The sequence below is a fragment of the Acidimicrobiales bacterium genome (assembly GCA_034521975.1).
GTDB lineage: Bacteria > Actinomycetota > Acidimicrobiia > Acidimicrobiales > SKKL01 > SKKL01.
On sequence record JAXHLR010000009.1, the window covers coordinates 122,846 to 139,895 of the forward strand.

The window sequence follows — 17,050 nt, forward strand, 5'->3', positions numbered from 1 at the left end:
CTCAATCCGCGTTGAGTGATTACGATGGCGACGTGCCCCACTCGTCGACATCGGACTCGTCGCTCCACGTGCGGGCGACACGGCACGCGGCCTTGGGCGACCCGAGCCGCCTCGCCATCGTCGACTCGTTGGCCATCTCCGACCGCTCACCGGCCGAGCTCGGCCGGTCGTTGCAGCTGCCTTCGAACCTGCTCTCCCACCACCTCGACGTCCTGGAGCGGGTGGGCCTGGTCGAACGAACACCCTCCAGCGGCGACCGGCGTCGCCGCTATGTGCGCCTGCTCCTGCAGGTGCCGTACCTCCCCGACGTGGTGCGGACGCCGGCTCGACCGGCGTTGTTCGTGTGCACCCACAACTCGGCGCGAAGCCAGCTCGCGGCCGCGCTCTGGCGGTCGGTCACCGGCGAGCACGCCCTCTCGGCGGGCACCGATCCCAGCGACCGCGTGGCCCCCGGCGCGATCAGAGCGGCCCGCCGCGCCGGCCTCGACCTGGGCGACGCCCGTCCACGACCTCTCCACGAGGTCGTCGACCCACCCTCGCTCGTGGTCACCGTGTGCGACCGGGCCCACGAGGCTCTCGGGCCCGTGCCGAGCCACCTCCACTGGTCGGTCCCCGACCCGGTCGTCGCCAACACCCCGGAGACCTTCGACCGAGTCGTCGTCGAGCTCCGCGGACGCATCGAGCGCTGCTTCGCCCCCAGTGCGGGCGGCACGGCGCATCGCTCCCCTCCCCCACCCGAAGGAAGGCACGATCCATGACCACCGAAGCACCTGAGGTTCTCTTCGTCTGTGTCCACAACGCCGGCCGGTCCCAGATGGCGGCCGCCCTGTTGCAGCACCACGCGGGCGACCGGGTCGTGGTTCGCTCGGCGGGCACCGCCCCCGCCGAGGAGATCAACCCCGCCGTCGTCGATGCCATGGCCGAAGTCGGGATCGACCTGCTCGCGTCCGGCGCTCACCCCAAGGCGCTCGATGACCCCGCCGTCGAGGCCTCCGACGTGGTGATCACCATGGGCTGTGGTGACGAGTGCCCCTTCTACCCCGGCAAGCGATACCTCGACTGGTCATTGGACGACCCCGCCGGCAAGGGGGTCGAGGCGGTGCGTCCCATCCGCGACGACATCGACCGCCGGGTCCGCGAGCTGCTCGACGAACTCGTACCCGACACCGCCACCTCGTAGCGCCACGGTCGCGACCCTCGCCCGCTACCGCTCGGTGGTCGCTGCCTCGAAGCCCGACCAGCGGTGGGTCGTGAAGTCGTAGAGCTTGCAGGTGCGGAAGATGTGCCTGACCGTGCGCCACCGGAACCGGTAGGTGGTGATCTCGTCGCCGTGGACGGCCGCCAGGTCGGCCGAGGCGCCCGCGAGCCGGTAGAAGGGGATGCGGGTGTCCACGTGGTGGGGCGTGTGCACGAGGATGTGGTGGGTGAGGTGCTCCCACACCGGGTTGCACCGGATCGTGATCGAGCTGCGGAGCTGTCCGTCGAGGGCGCTCCACTCGCGACGCTCGTCGTAGAAGGCCACGTCGGGGTGGGTGTGGTGCAGGTAGACGAAGAACGCGATGAACCACGTGAACACCACGAAGGGAACAACGACCGCGGCCACCGCGGCGACCGGACCACCGAGGAGCCACGCCACCGTGCCCAGCCCCAGGGCGTAGGCCAGCGTGATGACCTTGGTGGCGCCCACCCCGCGGGTCCTGCGGGCTCGGGGGTCGGGGCGGAAGCGCACCATGCCCTGCCACCACACCCGCAACAGGTAGTGCAGCGCACAGGTGACGGGGTGGCGTTCGAGCCGGTACACGAGCCGGCTCCATCGGCTGGCAGCGCGGTACTCGTCGATGGTCCACGGTCGCCAGATCCAGTCGATGGTGCTCAGGCTGGTGAACCCGTGGTGAACCTTGTTGTGGCCGAACACCCAGAGTCGGTACATGTTCAGCGACGGGAGCATGGCGATGGTGCCGAGCACCTCGGACACGCGGTCGGAGTCGAACAGCGCCCCGTGGGCGGCGTCGTGGCCCCACACGAACGCGAACGCCACCGCGAACCCGGCGAGGACGCCGAAGCCGATGGTGAGCACCGGGTTGGCGACCACGATGGCGGCGGCGATCAGCGCGGTGTACAGCGCCAGGTCGAACGCCAGGGTCAGCAGCGCCCGCGCGGTCGAACGCTCGTAGCAGCGTGGGGAGAACGCGGCGCGCACCTGACCGAGGGTGAGCCGGCGTGGGGAGTGGGGAGCCGGCTCGGCGGTCTGGGCGGCATCTGGGGTGGTGATCGTCGAACTGCTCATGGCCCGAGAGCCTACCTACCAGTAGGTAGGTGATGCCAGGGCCGAACGTCCCGAGCTCGCACGGGGCCCGGATTGCCCCTGGCCCGATGGTGATCGAAGCTGGACCGTCCCCGACCTGGACACTGGTTCGCCCCACCCATGACACCCGCCACCCGCGATGCTCACCGCGCCGAGCTCCACCGGCACCTGACCGGTGCGCTCCGGTTCCCTGCCGACCTACCGATCAGCGCGCGCCGCGACGATCTCGTGACGGCCATCGCCGAGCACCAGGTGGTGGTGGTCGCCGGCGAGACCGGCTCGGGGAAGAGCACCCAGCTCCCCAAGCTGTGCCTCGCCGCCGGACGTGGGCGTGACGGGTTCATCGGCCACACCCAGCCTCGCCGCATCGCTGCCCGGACCATCGCCGAACGAGTCGCCACCGAGCTCGACACCGAGCTCGGCGGGGCGGTCGGCTACACCGTCCGATTCCACGACCAGGTCGGCGACGACACCCTCCTCAAGGTGATGACCGACGGCATCCTCCTCGCCGAGATCCAACGCGACCGCCTCCTGTCGCGCTACGACACGATCATCATCGATGAGGCGCACGAGCGCAGCCTCAACATCGACTTCCTCCTCGGCTACCTGCACCAGCTGCTGCCCCGACGGCCCGACCTCACGGTGATCATCACCTCGGCCACCATCGACACGGCCCGGTTCGCCGAGCACTTCGACGACGCCCCGGTGATCGAGGTGTCGGGCCGGACCCATCCGGTCGAGATCCGCTACGAACCACCCGAGGACCCCGACACCGGCGTGGCGCTCGACCAGTCCGAAGCCATCGTCGGCGCCGTGCGCTCGTTGCAGCGCGAGGGTCCCGGTGACGTGTTGGTGTTCTGCAGCGGCGAGCGCGAGATCCGTGACGCTGCCGGGGCCCTGCGCGACCTGCACCTGCCCGACACCGAGATCCTCCCGTTGTACGCGCGACTGACCTCGGCCGAACAGCACCGGGTCTTCCAGGCCCACCGCGGTCGTCGGGTGGTGCTCGCGACCAACGTGGCCGAGACCTCCCTGACCGTGCCCGGCATCCGCTACGTGGTGGACCCCGGCACGGCTCGCATCTCCCGCTACAGCTACCGGACCAAGGTCCAGCGCCTTCCCATCGAGGCGGTGTCTCAGGCCTCGGCCGACCAACGGGCCGGTCGCTGCGGGCGCCTCGGCCCCGGCATCTGCATCCGGCTCTACTCCGAGGACGACTACCTCGCCCGGCCCCGATTCACCGAACCCGAGGTGCAGCGGACCAACCTGGCGTCGGTCATCCTCAAGATGGCGTCGCTGGGTCTGGGAGCGGTCGAGGACTTCGGATTCATCGATCCGCCCGACGCACGGGCCATCCGCGACGGGATCCTGCTGCTCGAGGAGCTCGGCGCCGTCGATCCCGACCAGGCCGGCACACGCCGGTGGCTGACCCCCGTCGGCCGATCGCTCGCCGAGTTGCCGGTCGACCCGCGTCTGGGACGGATGATCCTCGAGGGGGCGGCCAACGACTGCCTCCACGAGGTCCTCGTGATCGCCTCCGCCCTGTCCATCCAGGATCCCCGCGAACGCCCGACCGGACCGGACCAGGCAACCGCAGCCTCGCTCCACGCCCGCTTCGACGTCCCCGGCTCTGATCTCTTGTCCTACCTCCGGCTCTGGGAGCACCTCCACGAGACTCGTCGCGGCCGATCGGGCAACCAGTTCAACAAGCTCTGCCGATCCGAGTTCCTCCACGTCCTGCGCATTCGCGAGTGGCAGGACCTCTACGCCCAGCTCCGCACCGCGACCAAGACGCTCGGCCTCCGACGTCGCTCACAGCCGGCGGAGCCCGATGAGGTGCACCGGGCGCTGCTCGCGGGGTTGCTGTCCCATGTGGGCACCCGCACCGGCGACCGGCGTGAGTACCACGGCGCTCGCAACAGCCGGTTCGCCATCGCGAGGGACTCGGTGCTGTCGAGCTCGTCACCGAGCTGGGTGATGGCCGCCGAGCTGGTCGAGACCAACCGCATCTGGGCGCGGGGTGTCGCCCGCATCCAGCCGGACTGGATCGAACAGGCCGGCGAACACCTGGTGACGCGCAGCTACAGCGACGCCTGGTGGGACCCCGCCCGGGGGTCGGCCATGACCACCGAACGGGTGACGCTCTATGGCCTCACGCTGGTGGCCGACCGCACCGTGGAGGTGGGATCGATCGATCCCGAGCTGGCCCGCCGGCTGTTCATCGAGCACGCCCTCGTCGACGGCGAGTGGGACACCCGCCACCGGTTCCTCGCCGACAACGAGGAACGAGTCCACGAGGTCGAGGCGCTCGGGGCCCGCGCCCGCCGCGACCTGGTGGCCGCCCCCGAACGGATCGCCGCCTACTACGACGAACACATCCCCGACCACATCGTGTCGACCCGCCACTTCGACCGCTGGTGGCGCCGCCGCCGGTCGCGTGACCCGCACCTGCTCGACCTGCCCCTCGACGTGCTCATCGACCCGTCGGCGGGCGAGATCGATCGCGACGACTTCCCCGACCACTGGACATCGGGCTCGGTGTCGCTGCCCCTCAGCTACGAGTTCGATCCCTCGAGTCCCACCGACGGCATCACCGTCGAGGTTCCCGTCTCGCTGCTCCCCCACCTCGATGCCACCGAGTTCGAGTGGAACGTCCGCGGACACCGGGCCGAGCTGGTCGAGGCGCTGGTTCGATCACTGCCCAAGGCCACGCGCCGCCGGCTCGTACCGGTCCCCGACACGGTTCAGGACCTGCTCCTCCGACTCGACCCCGATGCCGGACGCCTCACGGCGGCGTTGCGCGACGAGGTGGCGGCGCTCACCGGCGAGGTGGTCCGACGGGACTGGTTCGACCTCGACCAGGTGCCCGGCCATCTCCGGATGTCGTTCCGCGTCCACGATGACCGGGGCAACACCCTCGCGACCGACAAGGACCTCGATGCCCTGAGGCACCGCTTGCACGCCCACGTGCGCGAGGCGATCGCCGCCCTCGGCCTGGACATCGAGGTGGCCGGTCTCACCGCCTGGCCCGGAGGCTCGATCCCCAAGCGGCAGCGGGTGCGAACCGGCCGGCACCAGGTCATGGTCTACCCCGCCCTGGTCGATGAGGGTTCCACCGTCGCGGTGCGGGCGTTGCCCGACCGCCGCGAGCAGGCTCCGGCCATGTGGGACGGCACCCGCCGCTTGCTGCGACTGCAGCTGCCGGCCGCCGCGCGTGCGCTGGGCCGACTCCCGACCGCATCGGTCCGCGAGGCCATCGCGGCGAGCCCGTATCGCGGTGAGGACGAGTGGCTCGACGATCTGCTCACCGCGGTCTTCGACCACCTGATCGACACGGCAGGTGGCCCGGCGTGGACCGGCGAGGAGTTCGAGCTCCTGGTCGAGCACGTGCGAGACGGGATGAGCGATGCGCTTCGTGACGCCTGGACCGGTGCCACCACGGTGCTCGATCGCCACCAACGGATCGCCGCGACCCTCGACCGGACCACCGGTCCCGGGTTCGCCGAGGCGGTCGACGACATCGGGTCCCAGCTGCGGCGGCTCGTCTACCCGGGAATGTGCACCGCCGTCGGCATCGACCAGCTCGCCCACGTGGCCCGCTATCTCCGGGCCATCGAGCGCCGGCTCGACACCCTCACCGACGACCCCCAGCGCGACCGCCGGCGCATGGCCGTCTGCCGCCGCCTCGAGGCCGACTACGAGGCGGTTCGGGCGCGGGTGCCCTGGTCGCCGGAGCTGGAGGAGGTGGGCTGGCTCCTCGAGGAGATGCGGGTCGCCACCTTCGCCCAGCCGCTCGGTACGGCCCAGCCGGTCAGCGAGAAGCGCATCTGGACCGCGATGGCCGCGCTCGAACGGTCCTGAGGATCGGCGCCCCGAACCGATACGTTGCGGGGCGTGGAACCACGTGACCCCGGCCATCCGTCCCCCGACGATCTCGTCGCCGGGGTCTTCGCCAACCGGACCCTCAACCTCCGCTCGGTGGCCGCCATCGGCTACGACATGGACTACACCCTCATCCACTACCGCACCGACGAGTGGGAGGGCGCCGCCTTCGAGCACGCCGTCGACATCCTTGCCCAGCGGGGCTGGCCGGTCCACGACATGGGCTTCGACCCCGACGAGTTCATCCAGGGCCTCGTGCTCGATCTCGACAAGGGCAACCTGGTCAAGGCCACCCGCTTCGGGTACGTCATCCACGCCCACCACGGCACCAGGGCCCTGTCGTTCGACGAGCTGCGCACCACCTATGCCGGGCACTTCGTCGATCTCGAGGAGTCCCGCTGGAAGTTCCTCAACACGCTGTTCTCGTTGTCGGAGGCCGCCCTGTACGCCCAGCTCGTCGACCGCCTCGACGACGGGCGGCTGGGGTGGGTCATGGGCTATGACGAGCTCTATGCCGCGGTGTCGGGCGCGCTCGACGAGTCACACATGCAAGGCGCGCTCAAGGCCCGAATCGTGGCCGACCCGGCGCGCTATGTCGTGGTCGACGAACGCCTGGCACCGACCCTCCTCGACCAGCGGGCCGCCGGCAAGCGGCTGCTGTTGATCACCAACTCCGAGTGGGCCTACACCCAGGCGATGATGAGCTGGTGCTTCGATCCGCACGTGCCGAGCGGATCGTGGCGTGAGCTCTTCGACATCGTGGTGGTTGCCGCCGGCAAACCCCGCTTCTTCGCCCAGGACGAGCCCTCGTTCGAGGTGGTCGACGAGGAGGCCGGGCTGCTCAGCCCCCACTGGGGCCCCTTGGAGCTCGGCCGCGTCTACTACGGCGGCAGCGCCCGGGGGGTCGAGGCCAGCCTCGATCTCGAGGGCGACCAGATCCTCTACGTCGGCGATCACCTCTTCGGCGATGTGCACGTGTCGAAGGCGGTGCTGCGCTGGCGAACCGCGCTCATCCTCCGCGAGATCGAGGCCGAGCTGATCGACGGCGCCCGCTTCGCGCCCGACGAGCAGCGGTTGGCGGCGCTCATGGGCGACAAGATGGCGCTCGAGGACGACTTGGCGCGAGTCCGCCTCGACCGGATCAGAGCACGCGACCGCGGCGACGCCGACACCGCCAAGCGTCTGCAGCGCGATGTCAGCCGGCTCGCGGCCAGGGTGCGCCGCCTCGACGACCGCATCGGGCCGCTGGCCCGGGCCGCCGGCGAGCTCGGCAACGCCGTCTGGGGTCCACTGATGCGTGCCGGAAGCGACAAGAGCCTCTTCGCCCGCCAGGTCGAGCGCTACGCCGACGTCTACACCTCGCGGGTGTCGAACCTGGGTGCCCGCACCCCGTTCGCCTACCTCCGAGCGGCCCGGACCTCGCTGCCCCACGACGCCACCTGAGGTGCAGTCGAGGCGAAAAGGAGCTACACCGGTGGCATGAAGTTCAAGAGCGGACTCATCGCCGGCGTCGCCATCGGGTACTACCTCGCCACACGGATCGACCCCGAGACACGACGCCGCTTCGAATCGAAGGTCAACGAACGGGTCGCGCACCTCCGTGACGATCCACGCGTGCAGGACGTGGTCGACTCGGTGTCGTCGGTGGCGGGCGAGGTCATCGACAAGATCGACGACCGGGCTGCAACCTGAGCCACCACCGGGTCATTCGCCGGGTCACTCGCCAGGTCAGTCGCCGGGGTCGACCCGTCCGCGCATGCGCTTCACCTGTGACCGCTTCGACTTCGCGTCGAGCCGGCGCTTCACCGCGTTGCGACCGGGCCGGGTGGGTACGCGCCTGGTCCTGACCGCCAGGGCTGCCGCGAGCCGCTGGGCGAGACGCTCGGCGGCGATCACCCGGTTGCGCGCCTGGGACCGTTCGTCGGATGCGACGACCCGCACCTCCGATCCGAGCGACCGGAGCAGTCGCTCGCGCTGGGTCTCGTCGAGCGACGGCGAGCTCGCGACGTCGAAGCGCACCTCGACCTTGGTGTTGGCCGTGTTGGCGTGCTGACCGCCCGGCCCACCCGACGCGGTGAAGCTCCATGTCAGCTCCGACATCGGAATGGCGAGCGAGCGCGAGACCCGCAGCACGTCTCGGTCCTCCGATGACTCCATCCGACCATGCTGGCACGTCCCGACTATGATCGGTGGTGCCGCCCCTGCAGAGGGACCGTTGCGGGAGCGGCACGACAACGGGGGGTGGTTTCCCGCCCCGAAGCCATGTGCTAGCAAAATGATGTGCTAGCAAGAAAGGGCCTACTGGGTTGAGCATGCGCACATCGATCCAGGGGTGTCGCGGGCGAGCCACGCTGGCGGTGCACCCGGAGAGACCGGCCCGGAAGGTACACACCCGCTACTGAGAGGACTCTCTCGATGAACGGATCACGATCTTTCACGTCTCGCTCGGCGCTGATGCGCCTTCTCGCCGTGCTGGCCGCCCTCGTCATGTTGATGGCTGCCTGCGGCAACGACGACGAGGACGACGCCGCCGATCCCGGCGACGACGACACCACCGAGACCACCGCCGCCGACGACGGTGGCGACGACGGCAACGGCGACGACGGCAACGGCGATGCCGCCGATGGCCTGCTGGCCGAGCTCCAGGACGAGGGCTCGATCACCATCGGTATCGCCAACGAGGTGCCCTTCGGGTTCGTCGACGAGGACGGCGAGGCCACCGGCATCGCACCCGACGTCGCGAAGGCGGTGCTCGCCGAGCTGGGCATCGACGACGTCAACGCCGAGGTGGTCGAGTTCGGCAACCTCATCGGCGGGCTCCAGGCCGGACAGTTCGATCTGATCGCGGCCGGCATGTACATCAACGCCGACCGGGCCGAGCAGATCCTGTTCTCGGATCCCGACTACTGCATCGCCGAGGGTCTCGCGGTCGCCGAGGGCAACCCCGAGGGGATCGAGGACTACGGATCGTTCCTCGACAACGCCGACATCACGATGGCGGTCGCCACCGGTACCGTCGAGGTCGGCTACGCCGAGGACGCCGGGGTTCCCCAGGGCCAGATCGAGGAGTTCGGCGACATCGACAGCATGTACGACGCCCTCGAGGCCGGTGAGGTCAACGCCGTGACCGGCACCGCCGCCACGGTCGGCCGCCAGGTCGATGCCCGATCGGGCATCGAGGCCGTCGAACCGTTCTTCCCCGTCGACGCCGAAGGCAACGAGGTGCTGCCGTGCGGTGGCTATGGCTTCCGCAACGAGAACCAGGACTTCCGGGATGCCTTCAACGACGTGCTGAACGGGTTCCGCGAGGACGGCACCACGATGGAGATCATCGCGGCCTACGAAGACTTCTCCGAGGCCGATGTCGAGAAGGCCAACGAGCTGACCGTCGACGACTTCCTCGGCTAGTCCAAGGGCAGTCCGCCACGAGGGTCCCCGACTCGTCTATGGTCGGGGACCCTCGTCGCGCATGACCGAGAAGGGGTGGAAACGCAGTGGACGGGTTGCTCCTCGAGTCGCACCAGTACGACCTGCTCCTTGAGGGGGCGTGGATCACGATCCAGATCCTCGTCTACGCGTTCGTCCTCGGCGTCGCCCTCTCGCTGGTGATGGGGGTCGCCCGGCTCTCCGAACGACGGTGGATCCGGGGCGCCGCCCTCGTCTACGTCGAGTTCTTCCGGGGCATCTCCACGATCGTGCTCCTGTTCATCGTCGCCATCGCGATCCCGATCCTCTTCGACCTGAGCCAGGTGTCACTGCTGGCGCTCGGCGTCGTCGCGCTCGGGGCCAACATGGGCGGCTACGGGGCCGAGATCGTGCGCGGCTCCATCCTGGCCATCCCGCGGGGTCAGAGCGAAGCGTCGATCGCGCTCAATCTCAGCAACACCCAGCGTCTGCGCCATGTCGTGCTGCCCCAGGCGATGCGCATCATCCTGCCACCGTTCGGCAACCTCACCATCGAGATCCTCAAGGGCACCGCCCTGGTCAGCCTCGTCGGCCTGGCCGACATCACCCAGGCCGGCAACTTCATCCGCCAGCAGCAGCTCTTCACCGCCGACGGTGCCGACCGCACGGTGCTGTTCTTGAACATTCTCGTGCTCTACTTCGTGCTGGCCCAGATCGTGAACGGGCTGTTCCGCCTCGGCGAACGCCGCCTCGAGCGCAAGTACGCCGGAGGCGCCGCCGACCTCGGGACCATCGCGGAGGTGGGCAAGTGAGCGAAGCGCTGACCGAGCAGGTCCAGCCCCCACCCCCCTGGTACCGGCGGACCGATATCGTGGCGGTCCTCGTCGCGTTCGCGCTCGGCTACGCCTTCCTGATCCTCGGGGTCGACGATTCGACCCGCTTCCGGACCCGCCTCAGCCCCGCCGGCGATCTCGACTTCGACTGGATGTACTTCTGGCACCTGATCCCGCTCATGTGGCGGGGCCTGATGGCCACCGTCAAGGCGACGGTCTTCGGGTTCACCTTCTCGGTCGGGCTCGGGCTGGTGCTCGCCCTCCTCCGCCGCTCCACGGTGCGCGTCGTGAGCTGGCCCACCGCGTTCCTCATCGAGTTCATCCGTTCCACGCCGATCCTCGTCCAGCTCTACTTCCTCCACGCGCTGATCCGAAGCCTGGACTGGTTCCGGCCATCGTCGATCAGCATCCTCGCCATCGGCCTCGGTGTGCACTACGCCACCTACTGCTCCGAGGCCTACCGCGCCGGGATCAACAGTGTCGACAAGGGACAGTGGGAAGCCGCCACCGCGCTGAACCTCGGCCCGCTCACCAAGTGGCGCCAGGTGGTGCTCCCCCAGGCGATCCCCAACGTGTTGCCCGCCCTCGGCAACTTCCTGGTCGCCGCCTTCAAGGATGCCCCACTCGGCATCGCCGTCAATGCCACGGGAATCCTGTTCTTCGCCCAAGCCGTCCGCGGCGGCGACTTCCGCGCCGTCGAGCCCTACCTCATGATGGGTGTCGGGTTCCTCCTGGCCAGTCTGCCCGCCGCCTGGCTTGTCCGCCGACTCGAGCGAAAGGTCCACTATGAGCGCACCTGATCCAACCGCCGACGGAACCAACGGATCCGGCGCCGCGGGCGTTCGCCTGCGCGGCGTCCACAAGGCGTTCGGGCTCAACGTGGTGCTGCGCGATCTCGACCTCGACGTCGACCCGGGCGAGCGGGTGGTCATCATCGGGCCGTCCGGGTCAGGCAAGACGACGATCCTCCGGGTGATCATGACCCTCGAGCGGCCCGACTCCGGCACCATCGAGGTCGGCGGGCGCCACCTCTACCACCAGCCGGCGGGCGACGGGTTGAAGCCGGCCAGCGAGAAGCACACCCGATCGGTGCGCTCCGACGTCGGGATGGTGTTCCAGCACTTCAACCTGTTCCCGCACATGACCGCGCTCGAGAACATCATGCTCGCTCCGGTCAAGGTGCACGGGATGTCGAAGGAAGAGGCGCGATCCCTCGGCTTCGAGCTGCTCGAGATGGTGGGGCTGAGCCAGGCGGCCAACCAGACCCCGGGGCAGCTCTCGGGCGGCCAGAAGCAGCGGGTGGCCATCGCCCGGTCGCTGGCCACCAAGCCGGCGGTGATGCTCTTCGACGAGGTCACCTCGGCCCTCGACCCCGAGCTGGTGGGCGAGGTGCTCAACGTGCTGCGCGACATCGCCGCGCGGGGCGAGACCACCATGATGCTGGTCACCCACGAGATGGGCTTCGCCCGCGAGGTCGCCGACCGGCTGCTCATGTTCGACAACGGCCAGGTCATCGAGTCGGGCCGACCGGCCGACGTGCTCGACAACCCCACCGAGGAGCGCACCCAGTCGTTCCTCGGCGCGGTCGCCGAGCACTGACCGTTCGACTCAGCCGACGATCCCCTGCGAGCCGGCGGGGTATTCGCCCAGCTCCGGCTCACCGCGGCTCCAGCGTTCGAGCACCGGGGCCACGATGCGCCACTGCTCCTCTGCTTCAGCGCCACTGACGAACCAGCGCCTATCGCCGGCGAACAGGTCGGCCAGCACCCTGGCGTAGGCCGACGGCTCTGGGGCGGCCGGCAGGGAGCGCAACGTCATGTCCCCCACCCGCAGGCTGATCGAGGCAGGGGCGAGCCCGAGCACCATCTGGTCGTCGCTGTCCCGCGCACGCAGCACGACACATCGCCGGTCGTCGCCGAGGGCCTTTCCGCTGCGCAACCTCACCGCCGTTCCCATCCAGCGCGAGCTGTCGATCTCCAGCTCGACCTCGGCCAGGGTCTCGGTGCCCCGATCAGGATCCACGTCGGGCTCGTCGACGTAGGCGGGCACCATCTCACCGTCGATGGCGCCCGCGGTGTAGCGGGCGCGTACCGAGGTCTCGGGGCGTGCCTCGACCCGCCGCAGCACGTCGAGGCGGGCCGATGCCACGTCGTCACCGCCGGGGTCATCGGCCGGCTCCATGGCCGCCACCGCCAACACCTGCAGCAGGTGGTTCTGGAGCATGTCGCGCAGCGCACCGGTGTGGTCGTAGTAGCCGGCGCGACCTTCGAGGGCGATCGTCTCGTCCCACACCACCTCGATCGACTCGAGGTGGCGAGCATCCCAGATGGAGGCGAACAGGGATGTCGCTCTCAAGCGCGGCAGGCGACGGATCGACGGGTGCCCCAGGAAGTGGTCGACGCGAAACACCCGGTCGTCGGAGAAGCAGTCGTCGAGCAGCTGGTTGAGCTCCCTCGCCGAGTCGAGGTCTTCACCGAAGGGTTTCTCGACGGCCACCCGGACCCGGTCTCCGAGGCCGAGCGCGGTGATCGCCGTGAACACCTCGGCGAAGATCGCGGGTGGTAGGGCCAGGTAGAACACGATCGAACCCTGGTCGGGGAGGTCGAGTCGACCGAGCTGTGCCGGGTCGGTGGCGTCGGCCCGGGCGTAGCGCACCAGATCCAGCACCACGTCGAACCCGTTCTGGTCGACTCCCTGCTCGACCGCGTCGTCCCACAGCTGGTTGCGGTAGTCGGCGGTGTCGAGGTCACGCCGGGCGACGCCGATGACACGGAGGTCCTCGGGCAGCGCGCCGCTGCGATGCAGTTCGGCCAGTGCAGGAATGAGGTAGCGCGTGGCCAGGTCGCCCAGGCCTCCGAGGATCACCAACGTTGTCGACACACCCTCGGTCTACCCGATGAGCGGTCCGTCACACGGCGTCGCCTCAGCGCGACAGCAGGTCCCGGGCGACGTGGGTGATCTGGATCTCGTCGGTGCCGGCGTAGATCTGCAGGACCTTGGCGTCGCGTGCGAGCTGCTCGACCCGGAACTCGGACATGTAGCCGTTGCCGCCGAAGAGCTGTACCGCCTCGAGGGCGACCTCGGTCGCGGCTCGGGCCGAGTAGAGCTTCATGGCCGACGCCTCGGCCAGGCTCATGCTCGTTCCGTTGGCACCAAGCTCGACGGTGCGGAACACGAGGTTCTGGACGTTGAGCCTGGCCACCTCCATGCGGGCCAGCTTCTCCTGGATCAGCTGGAACTGCCCGATCGGCTGGCCGAACTGGACGCGGTTCTTGGCGTAGTCGATCGAGCGGTCGAGGCACTCTTCGATGATGCCGAGGGCCATGGCCGCGACACCGGAGCGTTCCTGCTGGAACGTGGCCTTGGCGCCCTCGCGCCCGCCCGAGGACACGTCCTCGGTCTCACCGATGAGGCGGTCGCGCCCCACCTCGACGTCGGAGAGGAACAGCTCGCCGGTGGGCGACGAGTGCATGCCCATCTTGCGCAGCGGCTTCGACTGCTCGAACCCGGGCAACCCGCGGTCGAGCACGAAGCTGAGCACCTTGCGCTCCTCCGGCGGGTTGCCCTCGTCGAGCTTGCAGATGAACACCGTGGTGTCGGCGTAGGGACCATTGGTGATGAAGGTCTTCGAGCCGTTCAAGACGTACCCGTCGCCGTCTCGGCGAGCGGTCGCCTTCATGGACCCGAACGCGTCGGAGCCCGACTCCGGCTCGGTGATGGCCCACGCTCCCACCTTGTCCATCGTCAGCAGGTCGAGCGCCCACCGTTCCTTCTGGGCGGTGGTGCCCTTCGACATGATCGCCGCCGAGGTGAGCCCCATCGAGACGCCCATGGCGGTCACCATGCCGGGGCACACCCGGCACAGCTCGATGATCGGGATGAGGGTGAGACTCCCGTCGCCACCTCCTCCGCCGGACGAGCCCGAGTCGTCGGACTCGACCTCGCCCTTCTCGCGAGCGATCTGTCGGGCGAAGCGCTCCTTGGCCATCGCGTCCATGCCGAAGGTGGCGAACAGCTTGCGCAGGATGTCGTAGGGCGGGAGGTCACCGTGCTCGAGCTCGTCGACGTGGGGTCTCACCTCCTCGTCGACGAAGCGGCGAACCGCGTCGCGCACCATCTGCTGTTCGTCGGTCCAGTCGATCATCGCTGCTCCTCGGGTCACCGGAGGTCGGTCAGGGGGTGTCCTGTACAGCGTACGGTAGGCATGATCCGCACCGGGACGACATCGGGGCGGACCGGTCGGGGTAGCGTCCAGGGCACCGCACCGACGTCTCATCGGAGAGCAGCACATGATCGAGCGACAGGTCGACATCGAGACCGCCGACGGCACCATGACCACCTTCGTGTACCACCCCGACGAGGGTGGACCCTTCCCCGTGGTGCTCTACCTGATGGATGCCCCCAGCATCCGGCCCGCCCTCAAGGACATGGCCTCGCGCATGGCGTCGCACGGGTACTACGTCATGTTGCCGTTCCTGTTCTACCGGGGTAGCGCCTACAAGGAGTTCGGCGCGGACGACGCCGAGATGCACGAGCGCCGCGAGCTGATGAAGACCGTCACCCGTGACGGCATCGTCACCGACGCCGATGCCCTCCTCAGCTTCGCCGACGACGACCCGGCCGCCCGCGGCGGCGACATCGGAGCGGTCGGCTTCTGCATGAGCGGGCCGATGGTCCTCGCACTCGCACAGCGGCGGGCCGACCGGGTTGCGGCGGTGGCCTCCATCCACGGCGCCTGGCTCGTCGCCGAGGACCGCGACGACTCGCCGCATCGCGAGGTCGACCAGATCCGAGCCGAGGTCTACTTCGCCTGGGCCGACGACGACCCCACCGCGCCCGCCGAACAGATCCCGGTCATGGAGTCGGCACTGTCCGAGGCCGGCGTCCGCCACCACATCGACTTCATGGAGGGCGCGTTGCACGGCTTCGCACCACCCGGAGGCCCGCGCCACGACGAAGCCGCCTCCGAGCAGCACTGGGAACGGGTGCTCGACCTCTTCGAACGCAATCTCTGATGGATCCGGGGGATTCGTCTCCTGCTGTTGTATACACTGAGGACACGGCCTTCTCCGACGTTCCCTTGGATTGGGCCACCGATCCCGGCACCTACCCTGCAGGAGGGACCTACAGTGCATACAATCGAGCATTGGATCGATGGGAAAGCGGTCCCCGGATCTGCCGCTGGGCGGATACCGGTGCACGATCCCGCCACGGCGGGGGTCGTGGCCGAGGCCATCGATGGCACCAGCGAGGACGTCGACCAGGCGGTGGCGGCAGCCCGAGCCGCCGCGCCCGGTTGGGCCGAGGTCTCCCTCAGCCGTCGGGCCTCGCACTTCTTTCGCCTGAAGCAGCTCCTCGACGAGCACGCCGATGATCTCGCCGAGCTGATCTCGACCGAGCACGGCAAGACCCGCGAGGACGCCCTCGGGGAGGTCGCCCGCGGAACCGATATCGTCGAGTTCGCTTGCGGCATCGCCAACCTGCTCAAGGGCGAGATCAGCGAGCAGGTCTCGACCGGTGTGGACAGCTGGTCGGTCCGCCAACCCCTTGGTGTCGTGGCGGGGATCACCCCCTTCAACTTCCCGGTGATGGTTCCCATGTGGATGGCTCCCCTCGCCATCGCGTGCGGCAACACGTTCGTCCTCAAGCCCTCCGAGAAGGATCCCTCCCCCTCGTTGCTGCTTGCCGAACTCTTCGACCGTGCGGGATTCCCCCCGGGGGTCTTCAACGTGGTCCACGGGGGCCCAACCGTCGTCAACGCCCTGCTCGACCACCCCGACATCGAAGCCATCTCATTTGTCGGTTCCACCCCGATCGCTCGCCACGTCTACGAGCGAGGCACCGCAGCAGGCAAGCGCGTGCAGGCCCTCGGAGGTGCGAAGAACCATGCCGTCGTGCTCCCCGACGCCGATCTCGAGCAGACCACCTCAGCGCTCACCGGAGCGGTCTACGGTTCCGCCGGGCAGCGGTGCATGGCGATCTCCGCCGTCGTGGCCGTCGGCGACGTGGGAGACGACCTCGTCGCTCGTCTCCGGACCCAGGCTGAACAGATCCGAGTCGGCCCAGCGACCGATCCCGAGTCTGAGATGGGTCCGGTGATCTCCGACGCGACCATCGAACGAATCGATGCTGCGATCACCGATGCGACCGAACGGGGCGCGACGCTCGCGCTCGACGGGCGGGCCGCGCCGATCGCCTCGGGTGACGGTTGGTTCGTCGGTCCGACCATCCTCGACCACGTCACCCCGGAGATGGACGCCTACACGACCGAGATCTTCGGTCCCCTGCTCGTCGTCCTGCGAGCCGCGTCGCTCGACGAAGCGCTCGAGGTCATCGCCGCCAACCCCTACGGGAACGGGGCTGCTCTGTTCACGTCCTCGGGTGCTGCGGCTCGTGGCTTTCAGCGTCGGGTGCAGGCGGGCATGGTCGGGATCAATGTCCCGATCCCGGTTCCGCTCGCCTTCTATTCCTTCGGGGGGTGGAAGAGCTCGCTGTTCGGCGACACACACATCCACGGTCCTGAAGCGATCCACTTCTACACTCGCGGAAAGGTGATCACCACCCGCTGGCTCGACGACAACGTGGCGACGGCTTCGTTCTCCTTCCCGACGACGCGCTGAGGCGG

15 protein-coding genes are annotated in these 17,050 nt (G+C 69.0%); 11 read left to right on the forward strand and 4 right to left on the reverse strand.

Annotated features, from left to right (window positions below):
• Positions 1-11 precede the first annotated feature (11 nt).
• Both U5K29_14565 and U5K29_14570 read left to right on the forward strand, forming a co-directional pair.
• The gene (locus U5K29_14565) at positions 12-758 is read left to right on the forward strand and encodes a helix-turn-helix domain-containing protein (protein ID MDZ7679763.1); all 747 of its coding nucleotides are present in this window, start codon (positions 12-14) and stop codon (positions 756-758) included.
• Entirely contained in the window at positions 755-1,180 is a 426-nt protein-coding gene (locus U5K29_14570) for an arsenate reductase ArsC (protein MDZ7679764.1), read from the forward strand. The genes U5K29_14565 and U5K29_14570 overlap by 4 nt, the downstream gene beginning before the upstream one ends.
• A 24-nt stretch (positions 1,181-1,204) precedes the next feature.
• Here the strand turns inward: U5K29_14570 and U5K29_14575 are convergent, their stop codons facing one another.
• Positions 1,205-2,287, reverse strand: a complete 1,083-nt coding sequence (locus tag U5K29_14575) for a fatty acid desaturase (protein MDZ7679765.1) — start codon at positions 2,285-2,287, stop codon at positions 1,205-1,207.
• Between the two features lie 138 nt (positions 2,288-2,425).
• On the opposite strand from U5K29_14575, the gene hrpA reads away from it, so the two are divergent.
• The 3 genes from hrpA to U5K29_14590 are packed head-to-tail and all read left to right on the forward strand — an operon-like array spanning position 2,426 to position 7,879.
• Positions 2,426-6,166, forward strand: coding sequence for an ATP-dependent RNA helicase HrpA (hrpA, locus tag U5K29_14580; GenBank protein MDZ7679766.1), 3,741 nt, complete (start codon positions 2,426-2,428; stop codon positions 6,164-6,166).
• Positions 6,167-6,199: 33 nt separating this feature from the next.
• Positions 6,200-7,630: an HAD-IG family 5'-nucleotidase gene (locus tag U5K29_14585; protein ID MDZ7679767.1), complete on the forward strand. Its 1,431-nt coding sequence runs from the start codon at positions 6,200-6,202 to the stop codon at positions 7,628-7,630.
• Between the two features lie 36 nt (positions 7,631-7,666).
• A complete protein-coding gene (locus U5K29_14590; protein ID MDZ7679768.1) occupies positions 7,667-7,879 on the forward strand; it encodes a YtxH domain-containing protein in 213 nt (70 codons plus the stop codon).
• A 36-nt stretch (positions 7,880-7,915) separates the two neighbouring features.
• On the opposite strand, the gene arfB is transcribed toward U5K29_14590, so the two are convergent.
• Positions 7,916-8,344, reverse strand: coding sequence for an alternative ribosome rescue aminoacyl-tRNA hydrolase ArfB (gene arfB / locus U5K29_14595; protein MDZ7679769.1), 429 nt, complete (start codon positions 8,342-8,344; stop codon positions 7,916-7,918).
• 258 nt (positions 8,345-8,602) lie between these two features.
• Between arfB and ehuB the strand changes: the two genes are divergently transcribed.
• From ehuB to ehuA, 4 genes are all read left to right on the forward strand, one after another.
• Complete coding sequence (gene ehuB, locus U5K29_14600) at positions 8,603-9,595, forward strand: ectoine/hydroxyectoine ABC transporter substrate-binding protein EhuB (protein ID MDZ7679770.1); 993 nt, start codon at positions 8,603-8,605, stop codon at positions 9,593-9,595.
• An 86-nt stretch (positions 9,596-9,681) separates the two neighbouring features.
• Positions 9,682-10,404, forward strand: a complete 723-nt coding sequence (locus U5K29_14605; GenBank protein ID MDZ7679771.1) for an amino acid ABC transporter permease — start codon at positions 9,682-9,684, stop codon at positions 10,402-10,404.
• Entirely contained in the window at positions 10,401-11,225 is an 825-nt protein-coding gene (ehuD, locus tag U5K29_14610; protein MDZ7679772.1) for an ectoine/hydroxyectoine ABC transporter permease subunit EhuD, read from the forward strand. Before U5K29_14605 ends, ehuD begins: the two co-directional genes overlap by 4 nt.
• Positions 11,212-12,024 carry an ectoine/hydroxyectoine ABC transporter ATP-binding protein EhuA gene (gene ehuA, locus U5K29_14615; protein ID MDZ7679773.1) on the forward strand — a complete coding sequence of 271 codons (813 nt, stop codon included), beginning with the start codon at positions 11,212-11,214 and terminating at the stop codon, positions 12,022-12,024. The genes ehuD and ehuA overlap by 14 nt, the downstream gene beginning before the upstream one ends.
• Positions 12,025-12,033: 9 nt before the next feature.
• On the opposite strand, the gene U5K29_14620 is transcribed toward ehuA, so the two are convergent.
• Both U5K29_14620 and U5K29_14625 read right to left on the reverse strand, forming a co-directional pair.
• The gene (locus U5K29_14620; protein MDZ7679774.1) at positions 12,034-13,305 is read right to left on the reverse strand and encodes a hypothetical protein; all 1,272 of its coding nucleotides are present in this window, start codon (positions 13,303-13,305) and stop codon (positions 12,034-12,036) included.
• 43 nt (positions 13,306-13,348) lie between these two features.
• Complete coding sequence (locus U5K29_14625) at positions 13,349-14,569, reverse strand: acyl-CoA dehydrogenase family protein (GenBank protein ID MDZ7679775.1); 1,221 nt, start codon at positions 14,567-14,569, stop codon at positions 13,349-13,351.
• A gap of 145 nt (positions 14,570-14,714) precedes the next feature.
• On the opposite strand from U5K29_14625, the gene U5K29_14630 reads away from it, so the two are divergent.
• On the forward strand, positions 14,715-15,440 hold the full coding sequence (locus U5K29_14630; GenBank protein ID MDZ7679776.1) for a dienelactone hydrolase family protein: 726 nt from the start codon (positions 14,715-14,717) through the stop codon (positions 15,438-15,440).
• Between the two features lie 114 nt (positions 15,441-15,554).
• Complete coding sequence (locus U5K29_14635) at positions 15,555-17,045, forward strand: CoA-acylating methylmalonate-semialdehyde dehydrogenase (GenBank protein ID MDZ7679777.1); 1,491 nt, start codon at positions 15,555-15,557, stop codon at positions 17,043-17,045.
• Positions 17,046-17,050 lie beyond the last annotated feature (5 nt).